Raw genomic sequence first — 20,617 nt, forward strand, 5'->3', positions numbered from 1 at the left:
CGCGTGGCCCGGCGACTCAGCCGCGAAGAACTGCTGCCGGCGCTGAAGGCGTGGGCCTACGTCAGCGGCTACGGCGGCGCGCTGTCCGAGTCGCTGCCGCCGGCGCTCGGCTGGCTGCGCGCGCTGTGGGAGGAGGGCCACGACGCGCTGCCGCTCGACCTGGTCCACGATCTGGGGACGCTGCTGGTCGAGGGCCGGGCGTTCGCGTTCGCGTCGAGCCGCGACCTCGCCGACTGGCCAGAGGAGGAGCGCGCCGAGCGGCTTCAGTACGAGGACCGCGTGCTCGGCAAGTGGGTGCTCGACCCGAGCGTCGGCGACGCGCACGTGGCGATCGCGGCGCTGTCGGGCGAGCTGCAGCCGCGGGCGCTGGCGCACGCGATCGGCCTGGCCCTCGGGCCAGCCTCGCGGCGGGCCGAGCTCGACGCGGGCAACCCGGCGGTCCTGCGCTCGTCGTGGCGCGAGGCGCTGGCGCTGTGCGCGAGCTGGCCGGCCCGCCACGGGGCGTGGGAGGAGCCGCCGGTCGACGCGAACTGGCGCGCGTGGGCGCTGGCGATCCGGGCGGCGATCGTGGGCGGGCTCGGCGAAGGCAAGCTGTTCTCGCCGGAGGACCTGTGGGAGCTGGCCCACCTGGCCGACCTGCCCAACGAGTCGAGCCGCCTGGCGCTGCGCGAGCTGCACGCGGCGACGGCGGCGATCGGCGGGGTCAGCCCGAGCGTGGCGATGGCGGTACGTCGAAAGGCCCAGGAGGTGGCGGTCGACGAGGAGGACGCGAGTCACTACCCGGCCGGCGGCTTCGATGCGCTGAGCACCCGCGGGCGCTTCGAAAATCTGGTGCGCAGCGAGGTGGCCTACGTCGATTCGGGGCGCGAGGAGCTGGGGATGATCGACCTGTTCGACGTCCGCTTCGCGCAGGGCGAGCTGCTGTATTACACCCGCGACGAGAGCCCGCTGTTCGATCAACGCCGCCGCGTGACGGTGGTGATCGAGCGGCCGCTCGACCAGCGGCACAAGCACCCGGAGCTCGACGCGCAGACGCTGGTGCTGGTCGACGCGACGACGCTGCGCCTGCAAGCCGACATGATGCAGGTGTTCGGGCCGTCGGGCGCGGAGCTGCACCTGCGCTGGCGCACCGGCGGCAAGGCCGACGCCGAGGCGGCCGAGGAAGAGGCGCGGCTGATGGCGATGACGCTGGCCGACGACCTGGCGCACCGCCGGGTGACGCTGGCGACGATGACCGACTGGCAGGAGGCGCCGCCGCGCGGGCTGGTGGTGTTCGCGGCCCACCAGGAGGACCCGCGCGCGGGAGCGCGAGCGTGGGTGCGGGTCGGCGAGCCGCGCTGGGTGCTCGACGGCGAGAGCTTCGCGGTCGGCGAGCCGGGCGGGCTGCGGGCGCTGCTCGACGCGCTCTTGCTGCGGCTGTTCGCCTAACGATCCGGCTCCCCGGCGATCGAGTCCATCAGGCGGTCGCGGTAGACCTTGCGGAAGCGCAGGGTCGGCTCGTCGGTGCGGACCGAGCGCTCGTCGCCGGCGGGCGGGACCTCGCGCGGCGACGACGTCTCGATGACGGCCCGATCTTCGCCGCCGATCTTCCGGCCGCCGGCTTCGAAGTACAGATCGAACAAACGCGACCGCAGAAAGTCGCGGATCGTGACCATGAGCACCCGGGTGGTCGTGTCGTCGACGGGGAGCGCCGTCAGCATCAGCTCGAAGATCCGTTTCCCCGCGGGGAGGTGCAGGTGCATGGTGTTGGGGAAGCGGTAGTCGAGGGTGATCGGCTGGGCGACGCCGTCGATCGCGGTGGTCGTCCGACCGCCCCACGGCCGATCCTCCCAGGAGATGTCCAGCCGCGAACCGGGGCGGAGCGGCAGGGCGTCGCGGATCGTCCGCTGGTGGACGAACGGCAGGTGCGGCCAGTCGAGCGAGTTCTCCATGACGCGCGTCCAGTGGGCGTCGAAAATCATGGTGAAGCCGCTGAGCGAGAGGTCGTCGCGCTGCAGCACGTCGGGGATGTCGGGCTCCGACGGCGCCGCGAGCCCGGGGGCGGTGTACAACCACAAGAGCCCGGCACGCTCGCGCACGGGGAGCGGCGTGGCGCCGAGCCGCTCGCGCCTGGCGTCGGGGTTCCACGGGACGAGCTGGTTGCTGCCGTCGCCGGCGAAGCGCCAGCCGTGGAAGGGGCACTCGATGCACCCGTCCTGGACCTTGCCGAGCGACAGCCGCACGCCGCGGTGCGGGCAGCGATCGACGAGCGCGCAGGCTCGCCCCTGTCCGTCGCGAAACAGGACCACCCGCTCGCCGGCCACCTGCAGCGGCAGCGCCGCCCGGCGCTTCAGGTCCCGGTCGAGGCCGACGATCGTCCAGACATGTGCGAAGCCGCGGAACATGGCTCTCTTGTTTCGCCGGCCCGGGGGGCGCGCCCGAAACCTGCGGGCGACGATTGTTCGGCAGGAGGAGCCCGACCCCGGACGAAAGCGCGCCGGCCTGGCGAAGCCTGCGCAGCGGGACGGCGGGCGATGCGGGGCCCGGCGATGCGGCCGCGCGAACGGAATCACTCGCGGCCGGAGGCTCGGTGGCGACGGCAGGAGCGCACGGCGTCCCGCGGGGGCGCTCAGTTGTGGTCGAAGCAGTCCCAGCAGGGCTCGTCGACGGCGCCCTGGAGGTCGACCGGGAACGCGCACAGCTGCGGGACGGTCGTCGACAGGGTGAACTCGTCGAGCGGGTTGCCGCTCACCTGAATGTAATCGCACTGGCTGAGCCACGGGTCGTCGAGGATCGCGGCCAGCTCGGTGAGGTCGTTGCCGGTGAGATCGATCTGCTGCAGCGATTGATAGGCGGCCAGCGGCGCGAGGTCGGCGATCGCGTTGTCCTGCAGCGAGAGGACGAGGAGCCCGGCGACGGCGAACTCGGGCACGCCCGGGAGGCCGGCGGCGTCGGCGGTGACGAACTGCAGCGCCGGGTGCGAGGCGAGGCTGTTCATGCTGGGGGCGAACGGGTTGCGCGAGACGTCGATGCGGTCCAGCACCGGCGCGCCGAGCAGCGGGGCGAGGTCGACGACCTGGTTGTCGGCGAGGCCGAGGTCGAACAGCGCGGGCAAGGCGAGCGGGGCGATGTCGACGATCTGGTTGACCGCGAGGTCGACCTCGGTGAGCGCGTGCAGGCCGGCGAGCGGGCCGATGTCGACGATCTGGTTGCCCGACAGGTCGAGCTCCGCGAGCGCGCTCATGCCGGCCAGGGGAGTGAGATCGGCGATCGTGTTGTGCTCGGCGATCAGCCGGATGAGGGCGACCAGGTCGGTGAGAGGGGCGAGGTCGGCGATCGCGTTCTCGGACAGGTCGAGGCTCTGCAGGGCGGTGAGGCCGGCGAGGGGGGCGAGGTCGCTGATCTGGTTGCCGCTCAGGTTGAGCCCCTGCAGGGCGGTGAGGCCGGCGAGCGGCGAGAGGTCGGTGAGCTGATTGTCGGACAGGCCGAGGCTCGTCAAGTCGACGAGGGTGGCGAGCTCGGTGATGTCGGAGAGGCCCGAGTCGCCGAGGGAGAGCGTCCGGAGGGTGACGATCTGCCCGAGGCCGGTCAGGTCGGGCGCCGGTGTCTCGGCGGCGAGGAGCTGCTCGAGCGGCAAGCCGGCGAGCGGCGCGAGCGAGGCGATCGGGTTCTGCGAGACGTCGAGCTCTCGCAGATTGACGAGGCCGGCGAGCGGGCCCAAATCGGCGATGTTGCTGCCGAAGACGGTGAGGTGGGTGAGCTCGGTGAGGCCGGCGAGCGGGCCGAGGTCGGCGATCTCGGTGAAGATGAAGTCGATCGAGGTGAGGCCGGTGAAGCACTCGAGGCCCGCGAGGGAGGCGACGTCGAGGCTGGTGTGGATGGTGTCCAGCGATTCGGCGAGCTCGACCGGGATCGGGCCCTCGGGGACGTCGAGCCGCAGGCGCAGGTACTCCTCGAGCAGCGGGTCGACGATGACGATCTCGGTGCATTGCACGACCGGCGGGGCGGTGGTGCCGGTGGTGAGATCGTCGGTGGTGGGGTCGCCGGTGGTGGTCGTGGTGACTTCGCCGGTGGTGGTCGGCGGCGGCGAATCGGTGGTGCCGGGATCGGTGGTGCCCTGGCCGTCGGTGCCGGGCTCGCCGGTGGTGGTGCCCGGCGCGCCGGTGCTGCCGTGCTCGGTCTCGCTGGCGGTGTCCGGGCCGCAGGCGAGGGCGAAGGCGAGGGCGAGGGCGAGCGACGGCCGACGACGCATGACCGTCAGAGTGCCGGGATCGGGCGAATTGTCCATCGGCGGGCGGTGGGGGGCGCGGCGGACGAAATCACGGGCGCGCGGGCACGGAACGGCAGGGTGCTGGCCAGGCGAGAGGGAGAGTGAAATGGCCTTCGCGACAGGTGGCCGGGCCCGAGGGCGTCAATCCTCGCAGCCGCGGTCGTCGTCCTCGCGGGTGAGGGCGGGGACGAGCTGGACGGTGAGGTCGGTGAGGCGCCAGTCGAGGGCGCGGGCGACTTCGCCGACCTGCTCGATGCGGCGCAGTGGTTCGGCCTCGTCGACGGGGACGACGTAGACCTCGCCGATGAGGACGTGGCCGTGCTCGCGCAGGCGGACGGAGGCGCGGCGGACCCACGGCAGCGCGGCGAGCTCGGCGGCCAGGCGCTCGGGCACGGGGTCGTCGCAGCGGCAGGCGACGTCGCGGGGGCGGCGGTCCATGAGGTCGCCGAAGGCGGCGATCAGGTTGCGGCCGCCGTCGTGGGTGATGTCGATGGCGATCGCGCAGGCAGCCGCGGCGTCGGCCCACCAGTAGCCGAGGCCGATGCCCATGACGCCGAGCACGCCGGCGGCGCCGGTCATCCAGTCGGCCTTGTTCATCAGCGCGTCGGTGTAGAGCGCCTTGTCGTGCAGGTCCTCGGCGAGGCGCAGCTTGATCCGCCCGAGGATGACGGTGGGCACGGCGCTCCAGGCCAGCGCGGCGAGCATGAGCCAGCCGAGCCAGAGGTCGCGGCCGAACACGGTGGCGGTGCCGATGGTCGGCCGCTCGGCGCGGATCAGGGTGTAGAGGCTCTCGCCGAGCAGATAGACGCCGAAGCCGAGCAGGGCGACGGCGGCGACGAGGAAGGCGATGGTGACGGCCCGGTGGTAGCCGTAGCGGTAGGCGTCGGTGGCCCGGCGCCGGCGCAGGCGCGCGGCGATCAGCACGGCGACCGGCGGGACCATGCCGAGCATGTCGTCGATCCACACCGTCTTCATCGCCTGCGACTCGCCCATGACGAAGGCGGTGAAGGCGATCGCGGTGACGAAGAAGAACAGCGAGACCTGCTCGACCCGCACGGCGAGCCGCATCGACGGCTGCTTGCTGCACGGGAGCTCGTGGCCCGGCGTATGACCCCAGCGCTCGCTCATGCATCACCGCAGTCCGCCCGGCCGCGGGCGAGGGCGGCGTCGATGTCGGCGCGGCCGAGGTAGGCCTCGAGCTGCATGGTCCACGCGTTCTCGCCCGGCGGCACGGCCAGCACGTGCTCGCCGTCGACGGCGTGGTGGTAGGCGCGGGTGAGGCCGATGTCGTCGGCGTACGGGCTGTCGGCGACGAGGCCGCCGATCACGAGGTCGAACTCGAAGCGCCGCAGCGCGGCGAGCAGGCGGGTCTCGCCGCCGAGGGTGAAGGTGACCTCGAGGCCCCGCGCGCGCGCGAACTCGCGGACGAGGTCGACCTCGGCGCCGGCGAGCCGGCCGTCGCGCTGGCAGGCCCACGGCGGCTCGAGCACGACGCCGACGCGGACGCCGTAAAGAGCGACGCGCTCGGCGGTGCGCTGGGGGTCGCGCGGGAGGTCGCAGGCGCAGGCGAGCCAGGCGACGACCGCGAGGCGCTCAGCCGTTGACGATCTCGCCGCCATTCGGGTGGAGCACCTGGCCCGTCATGTACGAGGCGTCGGCGCTGGCGAGGAAGACGAAGCAGGTGGCGCACTCCTCGGGCTCGCCGGCGCGGCCGAGCGGGGCGTCGCTGCCGAAGCTGGCGACCTTCTCGGGGTCGAAGGTGGAGGGGATCAGCGGGGTCCAGATCGGGCCGGGGGCGACGGCATTGACGCGGATGCCGTCGCCGGCGAGGTTGGCCGCGAGCGAGCGGGTGAAGGCGACGATCGCCCCCTTGGTGGCGCTGTAGTCGAGCAGGCCGCCGCTGCCGCGGTAGGCGGTGACGGAGGTGGTGTTGACGATGCTGGCGCCCTCCTGCTTGCGCAGGTGCGGCAGGGCGGCCTTCGTCAGGAAGAACATCGAGAAGATGTTGGTGCGGAAGGTGCGGACGAGCTGCTCCTCGTCGATGTCCTCGAGCTTGTCCTTGGGGTGCTGCTCGGCGGCGTTGTTGACGAGGATGTCGAGCCGGCCGAAGCGATCGACGACCTGGCGGACGGCGTCGTCGCAGAACTCGGCGTCGCCGACGTCGCCGCGGATCGACAGGCAGGCGCGGCCCTCTTTCTCGACCTGGGCGGCGGTCTCACGCGCGTCGGCGTCCTCGCTCAAATAGACGATGGCGACGTCGGCGCCCTCGCGGGCGAACAGCACGGCGGTGGCCCGGCCGATGCCGCTGTCGCCCCCGGTGATGAGGGCGACCCGACCCTCGAGCTTGCCGCTGCCGCGGTACTCGGGCCGCATGTACTTCGGGCGCGGCGTCATCTTCGACTCCTGACCCGGCGGCTTCTGGCTCTGCTCCGGCCGCTGCTCGCTCTTCTCGTCGCGCTTCGATGCGTTACCCATGGTCTTCTCCGGTTCCTGTGCGTCGCGGGCCTTGCGACGACGGACTCGTGGCACACTCGGCCTGACTGTCAATGCGCCGACCCGGAGGCGAGCGCGCGGGCAGTCGAACACGGCTAAGCCCGCTGCCCGCGACGAAGGCGCGACGGGCTCGGCAGTGCGTGAGCGCAGGTTGCGCGAAACTGCGCTGCGGACGGCACATGGCCGCACGTGCTGGTAGTCGCCAGGGCGGCGCGCTGGACGGGCCGGCGGCGGATCGACGACGCCCGCTCGCCCGCGATGCGGCGAATCGTGGGAGCATCGATTGGAGGGAGTCACCGTCGAGAATGGGGCCACGGCGTGGTACCGGCATTGGCGGCGTGGTGTTCGATCGTGCGGCGCCGCGACCTCGAATCGGGGGACGTGATGGGGTGGGGCGCGTCGCGGGCGCGGCGTCGACCGCGAACGGCGGCGCGGCGCTCGCCGGGCGCAGGTGGTATCACCGCGGACGAGCGCCGTGCGCAGCCCGCAGCCCAGGAGTCGTGAGCGCGCGCGCCGGGGCGGCCGGGTCGCGGCGGTGCTCGGCGGGCTGCTCGCGCTGTCGCCGGGGCGGGCGGCGGCGATGCCGACGATCGACTGGGAGGCGCCGACGGGCTGCCCCTCGGCGGCGCGGGTGAAGGCGCGGATCGGCGAGGTCGTGGGCGCCCGGCCGGTGTCCCCGGCGGTGACCGCCGTGCGCGCGCGGGTCGAGCGGCAGGGCGGGGGCTGGCTCTTGGTGGTCGTGTTCTCGGGCCGCGACGGGACGACCGAGCGCCGGCTGACGCTGCACGACTGCGAGGCGACGGCGAACGCGACCGCCTTGCTCGTCGGCATCGCCCTGGTCGGGCCGGCCTCGGGCGCGGCGCCCGACGAGGTCCCGCTGGCGGTGCCCGTGCCCGATCGAGAGGCGAAGGGAGGCGCGCGCGCAGCCGAGACGGAGGACGTCGAGGCGAAGGCGCGCGGTCGCGCGGGCGAGGCCGGGACAGGCGAGCGCGGGGGGACGGCGGACGGGGCGGAGACGGCCGGAGCGGCGCGCGGGCGCGCGGCGGTCGAGGTGGGCGCGCGCGGGCGCGCGGAAGGCGGGGCCGGGGTCGAGGGCGATGCGCGCGGGCGCGCGGGGGACAGGGCCGGGGTCGCGGGCGATGCGCGCGGGCGCGCGGCGGACGGGGCCGGGGTCGAGGGCGACGCGCGCGGGCGCGCGGCGAATGGCGGCAAGAAGGCGGTCGGCGCGGACGCGGGAGGGCGCGGGAGGGCCGGGGACGCGTTGGCGGCGGCCGCCGCGGACGAGGGCCGCTCCACCGCCGCTCGCGCGCGCGCCTTCGTGCAGGTCGGGCCGGCGCTGGCGGTCGGCGTGCTGCCGCGGGCGGCGGCCGGGCTGACGGCGGCGCTCGGCGTGGCGTGGCCGCGGCTGCGGCTGGCGCTCGGGTACGCGGGATGGTTCCGCAGCCCGGCGCGCTGGCCCGAGGACCGGCAGATCGGCGCGGACCTGTCGCTGCACGCGGGGTCGCTGCGAATCGGGCCGGTGCGGCGGGTCGGGCCGGTCGAGCTGCAGGCGGCGCTCGGGCTGGAGGCCGGGGGCCTGCGCGCGGCGGGCGTGGGCAGCGAGATCAACCTCGACGGCCGGACGTGGTGGGGCGCGACGCTGCTGGGCGGCGCGCTGGCCTGGGCCCCGCGGGCGCTGCGGGGCCACGGCGCGCTGCGGGTCGAGGCCGAGCTGGTGGTGCCGCTGCACCGGCCGACCCTCGTCTATAACCGCGAGCCGATCTTCCGCCTCGGGGCGGTGGGCCTGCGCGCCGGGCTGCAGCTGGAGGCGCGCTTCTTCTGATGACGTCGGGCCGCGCAAGATCGCCCTGCATTCTCATTAATGGCAGCGCCCGGCGGCGGGAAAGCAGGCGGCCATGATCCCCCTGGCCGAACCGCCGCACGCCGAGGACGCGCCGACGTCCGCGGAGCAGGGCGCGCCGGACTTGATGGCGATCTATCGCGCGCACGTGGACTATGTCTGGCGGATCGCCCGGAGCCTGGGGATCCCCGCCGACGCCGCCGAGGACGTCACCCAGGAGGTGTTCCTCTGCGTGCATCACCGACTGCACACATTCCGCCCCGGCGGGTCGATGCGGGCGTGGCTGTTCGGCATCACCCGCAACCTGGTATTGCACGACAAGCGCAGCTACGCCCGCCGCGAGCGCCACCTGGCCGCGTTGCCGCAGCCGCAGGAGGCGTCGCGCGAGCCCGACGCGACGGTGCGCGTGCATCAGGCGGCGGCGCTGATGCAGGCGTTCCTCGACGAGCTCGACCTCGACAAGCGCCTGGTGTTTCAGATGACGGAGATCGAGGAGATGACGGCCGACGAGATCGCGGAGGCGCTGGCGATCCCGCTGGGCACGGTGTATTCGCGGCTGCGGGCGGCGCGGGCCCGACTCGAGCGATTCCGCCTGCGGCTGCACGCGCGCGACGAACGGAGGCACGCATGCGCGACGAACCCGTGACCACGCGCGAGCTCGTCGCGGCCTACCGCGACCGCGAGCGCCCGTCCGACGCGGCGCGCGAGCGGATGGCCCGCGCATTGATGGCAGCCGCCGCCGCTCGCTCGGCGACGGTGATCCCGCTGCGCCCGCCTCGTCGGCGACGGCGCGCCATCGCCGGCGGGTGGCTGGCCCTCGCGGCCGCGCTGGCGCTGGTCGCCGCATCCTCGTATTGGCTGGTGAGCGCGCGCCAGCAGCAGGGGACCGGGCCCGCCGACATGTTGATGGATTCGCACGACCACGAGCCGGCGCAGAGGACCGTCGCGCCGAAGCCGATCGAGGCGCGCAGCGAGCCGCCGGCCGGGCATGCGACGGCGGTCGAAGGGCCGACGGCGACGATGCCGATCGTCGACGCCGCGAGCGCGCCGGAGCCGTCCGCGGCGCTGCCGATCGCCGGCGCGGCGGCGACGAGCGAGCCGAAGGCGCCCGCGGTTGCCACCGCCGAATCGCCGCCGGTGGTGGAGCCTGCGCCGCCCGTGGCGGAGCCTGCGCCGCGTCGACCGGCGCGACCGCAGCCGCGACAGGTCGCGGCGGAGCCGCCGCGCAGCGGCGAGGCGGCCGGCGATCCGGTGCTCGAAGAATTAATGTTGATTCAGCAGATCAAGGACGCCCTCGACGCCGACCGCCCCGCGTCCGCGCTGGCGGCGATCGATGCGCATGCACAAAAGTTTGCCCGCGGCAGCCTCACCGAGGAGCGCGAGGCCCTGCGCGTGGTGGCCCTGTGCAACGCCGGCGAGGTCGCCCGAGGCGAGCGCGCGCAGCAGGCCTTCATGCGCACCTACCCGCGCTCGGCGTACCGCGAGCGGGTCCGCGCGGCCTGCCCGGTGGCTGCAGCGGCGACGATGGATTAATGGCGGAGGTCGCGGGCGGGAAACACACTCGCAACGAGCGACCCCGTCATGACTTACTTGCCCACGACCTCGACCTCCCTGACGCTCCTGCTGCTGACCGGGCCCGCGTGCCTGCTCGGCGCCTGCGTCGACGACCTCCCGGTCGGCCAGACCGGCACCGAGACCGACACCGTCGACACGACCACGCTGACGACCACGCAGGCGAGCGAGACGGCGGCGGACCCGACCACCGATCCGTCGACCACTGAATCGTCGACCACCGACGCGCCGACGAGTTCGACGGTGACTTCGGTGGAGCCGACCACGGCGACCACTTCGGTGGAGCCGACCACGGCGACCACGGCGGTCGAGACGACGACCGACGACACCAGCACGACCGCGGAAACGACCACGACGACGAGCGACAGCGAGACGAGCACCACCGATTCGACGACCGGCCCCGGCGAGGGCTGGCAGCCGCCGAATTGCGCCTCGGTGACGGGCACCGGGGCGGTGACGTTCAGCTTCGATCAGGGCGCGACGCTGGCGCCGATGGATCAGCAGATCCAGCCGGTCACGTACACCTTCGGGCTGGTCGCGCTCGGCAAGCCGGGGGCGATGCTGGCGGGCTCGGGGCAGCAGATCCTGGCGTCGAGCGACGCCGGTTGTTCGTGGCACTCGATCGGCGCGGCCGGCAACCCGAACGCGCCGGCGGTGCGGCTGCACGCGGCCGGCGAGACGCGGGCGTACGCCTACGGCGACAACAACGAGGCGATCGTGCGCGTCGACGACGAGGTGATCACGAAGCTGAGCTCGCCGGCGGGGCAGGACGGGATCGTCGGCCTCGGCGTCGACCCGAACGACCCCGACCACGTGCGGATCGGCGACACCGCCGGGCGCGTGTGGGACTCGGTCGACGCCGGCCTGTCGTGGGTGCAGGTCGGGATCCCCGCGTTCGCCGGCTCGCTGGCCTACCGCGCCGCGTTCGACCCGCAGGACATCGACCACGTGCTGTTCGGCGCGCTGGCCCAGGGCGTGCTCGTCTCGCACGACGCCGGCGAGGGCTGGCAGAGCGCGACCGGGCTCAGCCCCGGCGACGCCAACGGCTTCAACCTGGTGGTCTCGCCGGTGGACGGCGAGATCGTGTGGGTCGAGGGCCTCGACCTCGAGGATCCCAACGACCAGACCCAGCGCCACGTCTATCGCTCGGAGGACGGCGGCCTGACGTTCACGCCGGTGGTGGAGGCCAACGAGGCCAAGCTCTACAACGGCAACCACCTGTTCCCGCACCCGACCGACCCCGACGTGCTCTACTTCGTGTTCGGCTCGAACTACCAGGGCTACGGGACCGACCTGTACCGCTACGATTACGCCAGCGACTCGATCACGCTGACGCACAACATGTGGCACGACACGGTGATCACGTTCCTGCCGAGCGACCCGTCGGTGATCTACCTCGGGCTGTCGATCGAGCCGGGCGGCGGCTGACGCGGTGAATGTCTCCGGGGACATGTTTTCATGAACATGTCCGATGGGAAAAGTCAGCGCGCCGGCGCGGGCGGAGCGGCCGCCAGCGCGCGCTCGTCGAACAGCAGCTCGCTCGCGTCGTCGGGGTTCACGCCGATGGTCAGCCAGGAGCCGGGCTGCACGCGCGACAGCCGCTCGAGGTCGATGTTGTGGGTGAGCGAGCCGGTGTACGGGGCGGCGCCGTCGCGGTGGACCTCGAGCTCGAGCCGGAGGCAGCGCTTGCGCGACATGGTCAGGGTGCAGTCGCCGGGCTCCGTGCGGGTGACGAGCGCGACGGCCGGGACGCTGCGCTCCAGGGCGGCCTCGTGCCGCTGCTGGGTCCACAGGGCCGCGCCGACGATGCCGGTGAACACGAGCGCGAGCGCCACGCCGAGCCCGAGGCGGGTGCGGTCCGGCGCGACGAGGCCGCGCAGCTGTTCTTCGACGGCCTGCCGTTCGCGCGGAGAGGTCGCCGCGGCGTGCCTGTTCGTCAGCTGGTCGACGAGCGGGCGCGCGGCCGGCTTGGCGGCGACGAACGCCGCGAGTCGGGCTTGCAGGTCGGGCGGCAGTCCTTCGCGCATGACCGGGCCAGAGTAGCACCGCGGCGGGTGAACGACGGCGCGGGCGCGCGCGCCTTGTCGAGCGTCGACGGGATCGGCTAGCGTGCGCGCGTGACCATGACGCAGATCGAGATCACGACCGACGACGGGGTTTGCCCCGCGCACGTGTACACGCCGCGCACGCCCGGGCCGTGGCCGGCGGCGCTCGTGTTCATGGACGGCGTCGGCATCCGGCCGACGCTGGTCGAGCACTGCGAGCGCCTCGCGGAGGCCGGCTACTTCACCCTGCTGCCCGACCTGTTCTACCGCTCGGGGCCCTACGAGCCGCAAGATCCGTCCAAGCTGTTCTCCGATCCCGCCGTGCGTCAGGCGTGGTTTGCCCGCCACCGCGCGACCACCACCAGCGCCGCGGTCATGCGCGACACGCGAGTGTTCCTCGATTGCATCGCCGCCCAGCCGGGCGTGCGCCGGGGGCCGGTCGGCGCGGTCGGCTACTGCATGGGCGGGCGCATGGCCGTCATCGCCGCCGGCCACTACCCGGACCGCTTCGCCGCGGTCGCGGCCTATCACCCCGGCAACCTCGCCGACGGCGAGCCCGACAGCCCGCACCTGCTGGCGCCGAAGATCACCGCCGAGGTCTACGTCGCCGCGGCGAGCGACGACGCGACCTTCCCCGAGGAGCAGAAGCAGCGGCTCGCCGCCGCGTTCGACGCCGCGGGCGTGAAGTACACGCTCGAGACCTACCCGGCGCGGCACGGCTGGGTGTTCGCCGACATCCCGGTCCACGACCCCGCCGGCAACGCGCGCCACTGGGCGACGCTGCTCGAGCTGTTCGCGCGCACCCTGCCGCGGTGAGCTTTTTTGAGGGACATGTCCGGGAGGACATGTCCGATCAGCGGTCGCGGCCGCCCTCGATCAGCTCGACGAACAGGGCGGTGATGTTGTCCTTGCCGCCGCACAGGTTGGCGTAGCGGATCGCCGCCGGGGCGGCGACGCGCGGGTGCAGGCGGAACAGGTCGATCAGGGTGTCGGCGGCCTGGTCGAGGTACTCGTGGAGGCCGTCGGAGCAGAGCAGCAGGCGGTCGCCGAGCTGCAGCGGGAAGGCCATGATGTCGACCTCGACGAACTCGCGCAGGCCGATGGCGCGGGTGATCTGGCTCTTGCGCCCGCGCGCCTTGTCGGCGCTCGCCAGCCCTTGCTTCACCTGCATGTTGAGGAGGGTGTGGTCCTCGGTGAGCTGGCGGACATCGTCGCCGCGGGCCAGGTACACCCGCGAATCGCCGACCTGGCCGACGATCGCCAGCTCGCCGGCGACCAGCACGACCGAGGCGGTGGTGCTCATGCCGGTGTAGCGGGCGTCGACCTCGGCCATGCCGTGCACCAGGTAGCAGGCGTTCTGCAGCGCGCTGCGGACCAGCCCGCCGAGCCGCGCGACGGTGTCGGGGCTGAGGCGGATCTGCGGCTCCACCACCGGCGGGCCGTGCACGACCCGCTTGCGCGCCAGCCGGGCCTCCTCATGGGCGTACTGGATGAGCTCGGCCTCGCGGTCGACCCACTCGTGGATCAGCTGCACCGTGGTCTGCGAGGCGACCTCGCCGCAGGCGCGCCCGCCGACGCCGTCGCACACCACGAACAGGCCGAGCTCGTCGCTGGCGACGAACGCGTCCTCGTTCTGGCTGCGACGCCGACCGACGTCGGTGTCGCCGTGATGCCGGGTGCGCACGGGGCGAAGAAGATACAGCATGCCCGGCGCGCGGGCGTCGCCGCCGCGCGCGCGATGAAGCGGTCGTGACGAGCGAGGGCGCGATGTCGAGACATCGATCGGGGACTCCGGCTCCCGATCTTCGTCGTGCGGAGTCGCCGCGCCGTGCGATTCGGAGCGGAATCGCGCGGCGATCCGCGGCGGCGGCGCTGGCGGAGGCCGTCGGCGAGGAGGCCCCGTCGACGACCGGACGCGCTCGCAGCTCCGCACTCCTATGATGCGAGTCCGGCGCGAGCGGGCGCCGACGCGCCGGCGGCAGTTCTATGAATTTTTAAAATGTAGATTGTATGAAAGGACATGTCGTCCAGGGCATGTCCCGAGACGCCGACACCGGCCACACGGCGCCGGCTCAGCCGCCGTCGAGCACCGCGCGGCCGCGCGGGGCGAGCCTGTAGACGCCGGCCTCGCGCTCCATGTAGCCGCCCATGATCCACTCGCGGCGGATCGTGCAGAAGTCGGGGTGGACGACCTCGATGAAGCGGTTGAGCTCGGGCTCGCGGTACTCGCGACGGCGCGGCAGCCGGCGCAGCACCTCCTCGAGCACGATCTCCTTCTTGCGGCGCTGGGCCGGCAGCGCGACCAGCCGCGGGCCGTCGAAGAAGGCGCGCAGGACGTCGCGCGTCTCGGCGTCGACCGGCGAGGCGGTCGCCAGCTCGCGGACCCGCTTGGGCGTCGACACCGCCTTGAGCGCCCCCTGCAGCGCCTCGATGTCGAGCTGGTAGAAGGTGTACGGCGGCTGCCGGGTCTCGCGCAGCAGGCCGGCCTCGGACAGCACGCGGAGGTGGTGCGACACGGTGGCCGGCGTGACGCCGACCTCGGCCGCGAGGTCCTGGCCGCAGCGCGGGCGGTCGACCATCGCGGCGAGCATGCGCAGGCGAGTCGGGTCGGCGAGACCCTTGAAGAGCTGGACCAGAGCCGGCTTGGGGTCGGCGGCGTCGGACATGCGGGGACGATACTCGCCGATTTTATGGTTGTCAAATTGGTCGACATCGATTTAACCGATGCTCGGCCGCTCTGCGGGCCCCTGGCGCCCGCCGAGCGCGGGCGAGCGTTTCCTTCGGCTGGCGAGGCCCGGCGCGAGCGCGGCGTCGCGTTCGCGCGCGGGGTTCACGGCCCGGCGCGGCGTGCCTGCGCCGCCCCGACGGTTGGCCGGCGCGAGCAAGAGGCTGGCCGCCACGGGCAAGCGGGGCGCGGGCGGGCTCCTTATGCTCCGCGCCATGCAACGCCCTGCTCTCGCTCTCGCCGCCGCCCTCTGCTTCGTCGCCTGTGACGCGCCCGAGGCGGCGGGGGTGCTCTACACCTTCACCTCGGACGCGGCCGGGTTCGACACGCACTCCTTCTATTACGACACCGGCCGCGAGGTCGTCGTGTTCGACGCGCAGTTCACCGAGCCGCAGGCGCAGGCGCTGGTGGAGGACATCCGCGCGCACACGGCTTCGCCGATCCGCTACGTCGTCATCACCCACCCGAACCCCGACAAGTTCAACGGCGTCGGTCCGCTGCGGGCCGCCGGCGCGACGGTGGTCGCCAGCGAGGCGACGGCGGCGGCGATCCCCGGCGTCCACGCCTACAAGCGCGCGGTCTTCATCGGCAACGGCACCTTCGACGAGGACAGCTACCCCCCCGAGGCCACCGTCGACCTGCGGTTCGCCGACGACCTCCGCCTCGAGCTGCTCGGTGACGCGACCGTCGAGCTGCAGGTGCTCGAGCACGCCGGCGTGTCGAGCACGCAGACCGTCGCCTACATCCCCGCGCTCGAGGCGCTGATCGTCGGCGACCTCGTGCATCACGGCGCGCACGCGTGGCTCGAGGGCGGGATCGTCGACGGCGCGCCGCGGCCCGACCTGGCGGCGTGGTCGGCCGCGCTCGACGAGCTGCGCGCCTGGGGCGACGCCACCGTGTACGGCGGGCGCGGCGCGCCGGCGCCGGTGGAGGTCGCGGTGCGCGAACAGCAGGACTACCTGGTCGAGATCGACGGCGTCGTCCGCGACTACGTCGCCGGCGTCGACGACCCCGAGGCGTTCTCCGGCGAGAACGCGGCGGAGCACTACGCGGCGATCACCGAGGCCGCGCGGGCGGCGTTCCCGGAGCGCGAGCTCGACGACCTGATCACCTACGGGGTGTACGGATTCGTCCAGTCGCTGGTGCGATGATTGCGATATCCTCGCCGGCGAGGTGCCGCCTCGCATCGACGTCGACGCCGCCCCGGTCGCCAGCTTCGTGCTCACCGATCACCTCGCGGCCGGGACCGACTCGGGCTGGCACGCGCACGCGCGGCACCAGCTGCTGTTCGCCGGCAGCGGCCTGATGCACCTCGAGACCGACGACGCGCAGTGGCTGCTGCCGCCGCAGCAGGCGGCGTGGATCTCCGCCGGCGCGCGCCATCGCGTGCGGGTCCGGGCGGCCGCGGCCCTGTGCACCGCCTACCTCGGGCCGCCCACGCCCGATCTCGCCGGCGGCGCGCGGGTGTTCGCGGTCCCGCCCGTGGTCGTGGCGATGCTCGAGCACGCGGCCGGCTGGGACGTGCGCCGCTGTCACGGCGACCCGGCCGCGCGCTACTTCGCGGTGCTGGTCGACCTCTGCCGCGAGGCGGTCACGCGCGGGCGGCCGTGGTTCCTGCCGACCGCGCGCACCCCCGAGCTGGCGCGGGCGATGGCCCACGTGCTGGCGCGTCCGGGCGCGCCGCACAGCATCGCCGCGGTCGCGCGGGCGGCCGCGGTGTCGCCGCGCACGCTGGCGCGCCGCTTCGCCGCCGAGGCGCGGATGTCGTTCGAGGCGTTCGTGCGGGCCGCCCGGCTGCTGCGGGCGATGTCCCGCCTGCTCGAGCCCGGCGCGCAGGTGACCGAGGTGGGGCTCGAGGTCGGCTTCGCCAGCCCGGCCGCGTTCTCGCGGGCGTTCGCGGCGTTCGTCGGCGAGCCGCCGAGCGCGTGGCGGCGCCGGCACGCGCCGCACGGGTCGGCGGGCGACGCCGAATCGGGGGGCGCCCGGGGGCAGCGCCAGCGTGGGGTCATCAGAACATGTTATAGAGGACATGTCTGAAAATGCATGTCCGTAAGGAAATGTCATCGGGGCTATTCCATGTCTCGGCCTCACCGCGCCGACGAGAGGCGCGGGCGCGTCCCGGGTGCTCGCGCGCACGGCGAGCGCCGATGTTCAAACCTGGACGTCGCGCGCGAGCGACGCCCGGGCGGCCGGCTGCGCGGCCGTTCGGGCGTCGGGGTCCGGCGATTTCGCCGAAGAATCAGCGGATCCAGATGTGGCCGGCCGTATGATGAATATTCGGACCGGCGGCGAAGCCGGACGGCGTGCGCCAGGGCGTATCCACGCCGGGGGCGAGGTCGCAGGCGGAGGTGTAGTAGGACTGGGCGCCGAAGCCGGCGGCGTCGTTGAGGGTGCTGATGTTGTTCTCGTTGTTGAGGACCAGGCCGAAGCGGACGCGGGCGTCGTAGCACGACTGGTCGTCGTCGATGTTGATGCCGACGGCGATGTAGTTCGGGGCGATCGAGGCCTCGGCGATCGTGCGGCCCTGGATCGTCAGCCACTTGACCTTCTCGGCCTGGGCCTCGTCGAAGTAGAGGCCCTTCATGGCGACGTCGGAGCCGACCGGGGTGTTCGTGAACAGGTCGAGCAGGGTCGTGGTCGTCGGCAGCGCGTACGCCTTGCAGGCGTAGACCTTGGTGACCGGGTGCTGCATGCAGCCGCGGATCTCCGCGCCGGGCAGCGCGTTGTAGGCCGGGAACTTGCCGTCGAGGGTGTCGGTCGGGGAGCTCAGCGCCTCGTTGACGACCGAGACGGTGGTCCAGTGCGGCGAGTAGAAGTCGAAGGTGCCCTGCGAGGGGGCGAAGCGGATCGCCAGGGCCCAGCCGCCGCCGTCGGTCGTCATGTCGCACCACACCTTGAACGGCGCGGCCGGGCCGGCGCCGTCGGCGTCGATGTCGTAGAGGCCGTCGGGCGCGTCCGGCTGGGCCTGCTTGATCGCCTTGCAGCTGGCCGAGACGACGCACTGGCCCTGGTCGCAGCTGCCGCTCTCGCAGTCGCCGGGCTCGGCGCAATTCTCGGCCAGCTCGCACGGGTCGCACTCGGGGCCGCCGCAGTCGACGTCCGACTCGCCGCCGCTCTGGATGCCGTCGGCGCAGGTCGGCGCGGCGCACAGGGTGGTGCATTCGTCGCTGTCGTCGGCGTCGGCGTCGTCGCAGGTCTCGACGCCGTCGTGGACGAAGCCGTCGCCGCAGCTGGCGGCCGCGCAGTTGCTGAGGCAGGCGTCGGTGTCGATGGCGTTGGCGTCGTCGCAGTCCTCGCCCGCCTGGACCACGCCGTCGCCGCAGGAGGCCGGCGCGCAGGTGTTGCTGCAGGCGTCGTCGTCGACGTCGTTGCCGTCGTCGCAGGCCTCGCCGGGCCCGACGAAGCCGTCGCCGCAGCTGGCCTCCTGGCAGCCCTCGACGCAGGTGTCGGTGTTGTCGTCGTTGCCGTCGTCACAGGCCTCGCCGGCCTCGATCACGCCGTTGCCGCACACCGGGTCGGGCTCGCCGGTCGTGGTGCCGTCGGTGGTGTCGGTGCCGGTGGTGGTCGTGTCCGTCGTGGTGGTCGTGTCGGTGGTGCCGGTGGTGGTCGTGGTGTCGCTGGTGTCGGTGGTGCCGGGGTCCGTCGTGGTCGGCAACGAGGTCGTGCTCGCGTCGCCCGAGGCGCTGCCGTCGGTCGGCAGCGCGGTGGTGCCGGTGGTCGGCCCGGTGGTCGGTTCGGTGGGCGTCCCCGTGGTCGTCTCGACCTCGGTGCCGGTGCCGGTGGTGGTCTCCGTCGCGGTCCCGGTGCTCGCGCTGTCACCCCCGTTGCATGCGACCAGCAGACCCACACCCCACGCCGCGGCTCCACGAAGCTGTACTCTCATCGATCCTCGCCTCCACACAATGTTGACGACGACGGGTAATCCGGCGCGACCGGGACTGTCAAGGCCGCGCCCGCGCGCGGTTCCGCTGCCCGCGACATCACCGCCGTACGAGCAATCGCGCTCGAGCGTGTGGAGGTGCTCGCCGCGGCATCACCGCTCGATCGCAAGGCGCCGCTGCGAGTCCGCCAGGGCTCGAATACGCCGCGTCTCCAGGTGCCCGGGCGCCACTCGGGCGCGACGAGAGCCCCGGACGCGCGCGTCGAGCCGTGCGACTCGTCTCGCGCCGCGGCGGCGAGCGATTTGCTCGTCGCGGTCACGTGCAGGCGAGGCAGGGGGATGCCTCGGCGAGCCCGGCTGCAGCGAACCGGGTCACGGCGACTTCGACGGCTGTCTCGCGGAGGTCTGCGCCCGACCGCGCGGGGGCCTGTCGCGGCCCCCCGCCGGCGGGCGGCGATCACCAGCCCTGGTGCTCCCAGACGTAGCCGAGGTGGAAGCTGTCGGCGTCGACGGCGTGGGTGATGCGGATCCGGAAGTCGCGGTTCTTCTCGGTCTGTGCGTTCCCCGGCAGGACGATCGCGTGGTACTGCGGCACGTCGATGTCGACGCCGAACAGGTAGGCGAGGGGCCCGTTGTTCTCGGCGCGGGCCCAGAAGTCCGCCGACGGGCCGATGCCCTCGAAGCACTCGTCGCTGCCGTTGCACAGCGGCGGCCGGTAGCCGATGTTGCAGGCGGCGAACGCCATCTTGGCGGAGTCGACGTTGTAGAGCTCCCACTCGTCGTCGAGCCGGTTGTGGTGGTACCAGATGTCCGAACAATTGGTGCACCAACTGCCGTTCAAGGGCTCGGTGGGGCCGCTCCAGTCGGTGTTGCCTCCCGCCGGGCTGAAGTTGAGCTTCCAGCGCTCTTCCTCGTCGATCTCTTCCTCGTCGATGCCGGGGGAGTAGGTCCTCAGGGCGGTCTGGAAAATGCTGGTCGTGCAGAACGACCGCGGGCTCAGGTACTCGCCGCGCGTCACCCGGTCGAGGAACCACCCGCGCTCGCCGAGCCGGTGATCTTCCTGCGCGCGCAGCTCGTCGGGGACGGCGACGTCGGCCGGAGTGACGGCGAGGAAGATGTCGAGCATCGAGGCGTCGGCGAACGCCGGCTCGCTCTCGAGGCCGATCGCCCCGGGCGCTCGGCTCTCGATCATGAACTGCCAGGGCTCCTCGGCGCCGGGATCGGCGTAGCTCAGGAAGCGCAGGCGGGTGCCCGCGACGTCGGCCTCGGCGAACAGGTCGACCCCCGGGCCGAGGCGCTCCTCGCCGTCGCGGAGGAGCTCGGCGGGCTCGTCGTCGGCGGGCTCGTCGGCTTGCTGCACCGGGGTGTCGTCCTCGGCTGCGTCCACGTCGTCCGGCCCGGGCGCGCGGTCGCAGGCGGCCGGCGCGGCCAAACTGAAAGCGAGGATGATTGCGCTGCTTCGATTCATTGTCGTGTTGCGATCCATGACTCTCACGAATGGGTGAATGCTGTCCTTCGAGACGAGCCGGCCCGGCGCGAGTACGACGAGAGGTTTTGGTCCTCACGCCGTAGCGCTGTCCCTGCTGCCATTCGGCGGCGCGCGGGCGCCGGGCCCGACTCGAGCGGTGAAGTCAGGGCTCGCGGAGAAACAATTCATCCCCGGCGAAGAATTTTTCGAGGTGCCCGTGCGAGCCCGCGAGTCCCGTAGCGCGAGCTCCAGGCGCGATGGCGGGGAGCCCGGAGCGAGGCGCTCGCTGTCCGCGACGACGAGGTCGTGGTGAGAGCGGCTCGTCCGTCGCATTCCTGCCTCGGG

18 protein-coding genes are annotated in these 20,617 nt (G+C 73.0%); 8 read left to right on the plus strand and 10 right to left on the minus strand.

Annotation, left to right across the window (positions count from 1 at the left end):
• Positions 1–3 precede the first annotated feature (3 nt).
• Positions 4–1,428 carry a hypothetical protein gene (locus NAEX_RS24195; protein ID WP_096329845.1) on the plus strand — a complete coding sequence of 475 codons (1,425 nt, stop codon included), beginning with the start codon at positions 4–6 and terminating at the stop codon, positions 1,426–1,428.
• Here the strand turns inward: NAEX_RS24195 and NAEX_RS24200 are convergent.
• From NAEX_RS24200 to NAEX_RS24220, 5 genes are all read right to left on the minus strand, one after another.
• Complete coding sequence (locus NAEX_RS24200) at positions 1,425–2,384, minus strand: aromatic ring-hydroxylating oxygenase subunit alpha (RefSeq protein ID WP_096329846.1); 960 nt, start codon at positions 2,382–2,384, stop codon at positions 1,425–1,427. The two genes, NAEX_RS24195 and NAEX_RS24200, sit on opposite strands and share 4 nt — an antisense overlap.
• Before the next feature lie 224 nt (positions 2,385–2,608).
• Positions 2,609–4,231, minus strand: a complete 1,623-nt coding sequence (locus tag NAEX_RS24205; RefSeq protein ID WP_143140566.1) for a leucine-rich repeat domain-containing protein — start codon at positions 4,229–4,231, stop codon at positions 2,609–2,611.
• A gap of 159 nt (positions 4,232–4,390) precedes the next feature.
• Positions 4,391–5,377: a cation efflux transmembrane domain-containing protein gene (locus NAEX_RS24210; protein WP_096329848.1), complete on the minus strand. Its 987-nt coding sequence runs from the start codon at positions 5,375–5,377 to the stop codon at positions 4,391–4,393.
• The gene (locus tag NAEX_RS24215) at positions 5,374–5,868 is read right to left on the minus strand and encodes a transporter substrate-binding domain-containing protein (RefSeq protein WP_096329849.1); all 495 of its coding nucleotides are present in this window, start codon (positions 5,866–5,868) and stop codon (positions 5,374–5,376) included. Before NAEX_RS24215 ends, NAEX_RS24210 begins: the two co-directional genes overlap by 4 nt.
• Positions 5,843–6,724, minus strand: coding sequence for an SDR family oxidoreductase (locus tag NAEX_RS24220; protein ID WP_096329850.1), 882 nt, complete (start codon positions 6,722–6,724; stop codon positions 5,843–5,845). Before NAEX_RS24220 ends, NAEX_RS24215 begins: the two co-directional genes overlap by 26 nt.
• A 493-nt stretch (positions 6,725–7,217) precedes the next feature.
• On the opposite strand from NAEX_RS24220, the gene NAEX_RS24225 reads away from it, so the two are divergent.
• The 4 genes from NAEX_RS24225 to NAEX_RS24240 all read left to right on the plus strand — a co-directional run bounded on the left by NAEX_RS24225 (position 7,218) and on the right by NAEX_RS24240 (position 11,582).
• A complete protein-coding gene (locus tag NAEX_RS24225; RefSeq protein ID WP_143140567.1) occupies positions 7,218–8,564 on the plus strand; it encodes a hypothetical protein in 1,347 nt (448 codons plus the stop codon).
• Between the two features lie 73 nt (positions 8,565–8,637).
• The gene (locus NAEX_RS24230; RefSeq protein ID WP_096329852.1) at positions 8,638–9,228 is read left to right on the plus strand and encodes an RNA polymerase sigma factor; all 591 of its coding nucleotides are present in this window, start codon (positions 8,638–8,640) and stop codon (positions 9,226–9,228) included.
• Positions 9,210–10,115 carry a hypothetical protein gene (locus tag NAEX_RS24235; protein WP_096329853.1) on the plus strand — a complete coding sequence of 302 codons (906 nt, stop codon included), beginning with the start codon at positions 9,210–9,212 and terminating at the stop codon, positions 10,113–10,115. Before NAEX_RS24230 ends, NAEX_RS24235 begins: the two co-directional genes overlap by 19 nt.
• 48 nt (positions 10,116–10,163) lie before the next feature.
• Positions 10,164–11,582, plus strand: coding sequence for a WD40/YVTN/BNR-like repeat-containing protein (locus NAEX_RS24240; RefSeq protein ID WP_096329854.1), 1,419 nt, complete (start codon positions 10,164–10,166; stop codon positions 11,580–11,582).
• Positions 11,583–11,635: 53 nt separating this feature from the next.
• Here NAEX_RS24240 and NAEX_RS24245 read toward each other — a convergent pair whose 3' ends face one another.
• Positions 11,636–12,181: a hypothetical protein gene (locus tag NAEX_RS24245; RefSeq protein ID WP_096329855.1), complete on the minus strand. Its 546-nt coding sequence runs from the start codon at positions 12,179–12,181 to the stop codon at positions 11,636–11,638.
• Positions 12,182–12,277: 96 nt separating this feature from the next.
• On the opposite strand from NAEX_RS24245, the gene NAEX_RS24250 reads away from it, so the two are divergent.
• Complete coding sequence (locus tag NAEX_RS24250) at positions 12,278–13,015, plus strand: dienelactone hydrolase family protein (protein WP_096333721.1); 738 nt, start codon at positions 12,278–12,280, stop codon at positions 13,013–13,015.
• A 37-nt stretch (positions 13,016–13,052) separates the two neighbouring features.
• Here NAEX_RS24250 and NAEX_RS24255 read toward each other — a convergent pair whose 3' ends face one another.
• Together NAEX_RS24255 and NAEX_RS24260 are read right to left on the minus strand one after the other, a co-directional pair.
• The gene (locus NAEX_RS24255) at positions 13,053–13,883 is read right to left on the minus strand and encodes a PP2C family protein-serine/threonine phosphatase (protein ID WP_170135966.1); all 831 of its coding nucleotides are present in this window, start codon (positions 13,881–13,883) and stop codon (positions 13,053–13,055) included.
• Between the two features lie 388 nt (positions 13,884–14,271).
• The gene (locus NAEX_RS24260) at positions 14,272–14,865 is read right to left on the minus strand and encodes a metalloregulator ArsR/SmtB family transcription factor (RefSeq protein WP_096329857.1); all 594 of its coding nucleotides are present in this window, start codon (positions 14,863–14,865) and stop codon (positions 14,272–14,274) included.
• Positions 14,866–15,139: 274 nt separating this feature from the next.
• On the opposite strand from NAEX_RS24260, the gene NAEX_RS24265 reads away from it, so the two are divergent.
• Complete coding sequence (locus tag NAEX_RS24265) at positions 15,140–16,075, plus strand: MBL fold metallo-hydrolase (RefSeq protein WP_245913789.1); 936 nt, start codon at positions 15,140–15,142, stop codon at positions 16,073–16,075.
• A gap of 22 nt (positions 16,076–16,097) precedes the next feature.
• Positions 16,098–16,961: an AraC family transcriptional regulator gene (locus NAEX_RS24270; protein WP_096329859.1), complete on the plus strand. Its 864-nt coding sequence runs from the start codon at positions 16,098–16,100 to the stop codon at positions 16,959–16,961.
• Positions 16,962–17,163: 202 nt separating this feature from the next.
• Here NAEX_RS24270 and NAEX_RS24275 read toward each other — a convergent pair whose 3' ends face one another.
• Both NAEX_RS24275 and NAEX_RS24280 read right to left on the minus strand, forming a co-directional pair.
• Positions 17,164–18,807, minus strand: a complete 1,644-nt coding sequence (locus tag NAEX_RS24275; RefSeq protein ID WP_143140568.1) for a fibrinogen-like YCDxxxxGGGW domain-containing protein — start codon at positions 18,805–18,807, stop codon at positions 17,164–17,166.
• A 454-nt stretch (positions 18,808–19,261) separates the two neighbouring features.
• On the minus strand, positions 19,262–20,272 hold the full coding sequence (locus NAEX_RS24280; protein ID WP_143140569.1) for a hypothetical protein: 1,011 nt from the start codon (positions 20,270–20,272) through the stop codon (positions 19,262–19,264).
• Between the last annotated feature and the right edge of the window lie 345 nt (positions 20,273–20,617).

Source organism: Nannocystis exedens (assembly GCF_002343915.1).
Classification (GTDB): Bacteria; Myxococcota_A; Polyangia; order Nannocystales; family Nannocystaceae; genus Nannocystis; species Nannocystis exedens.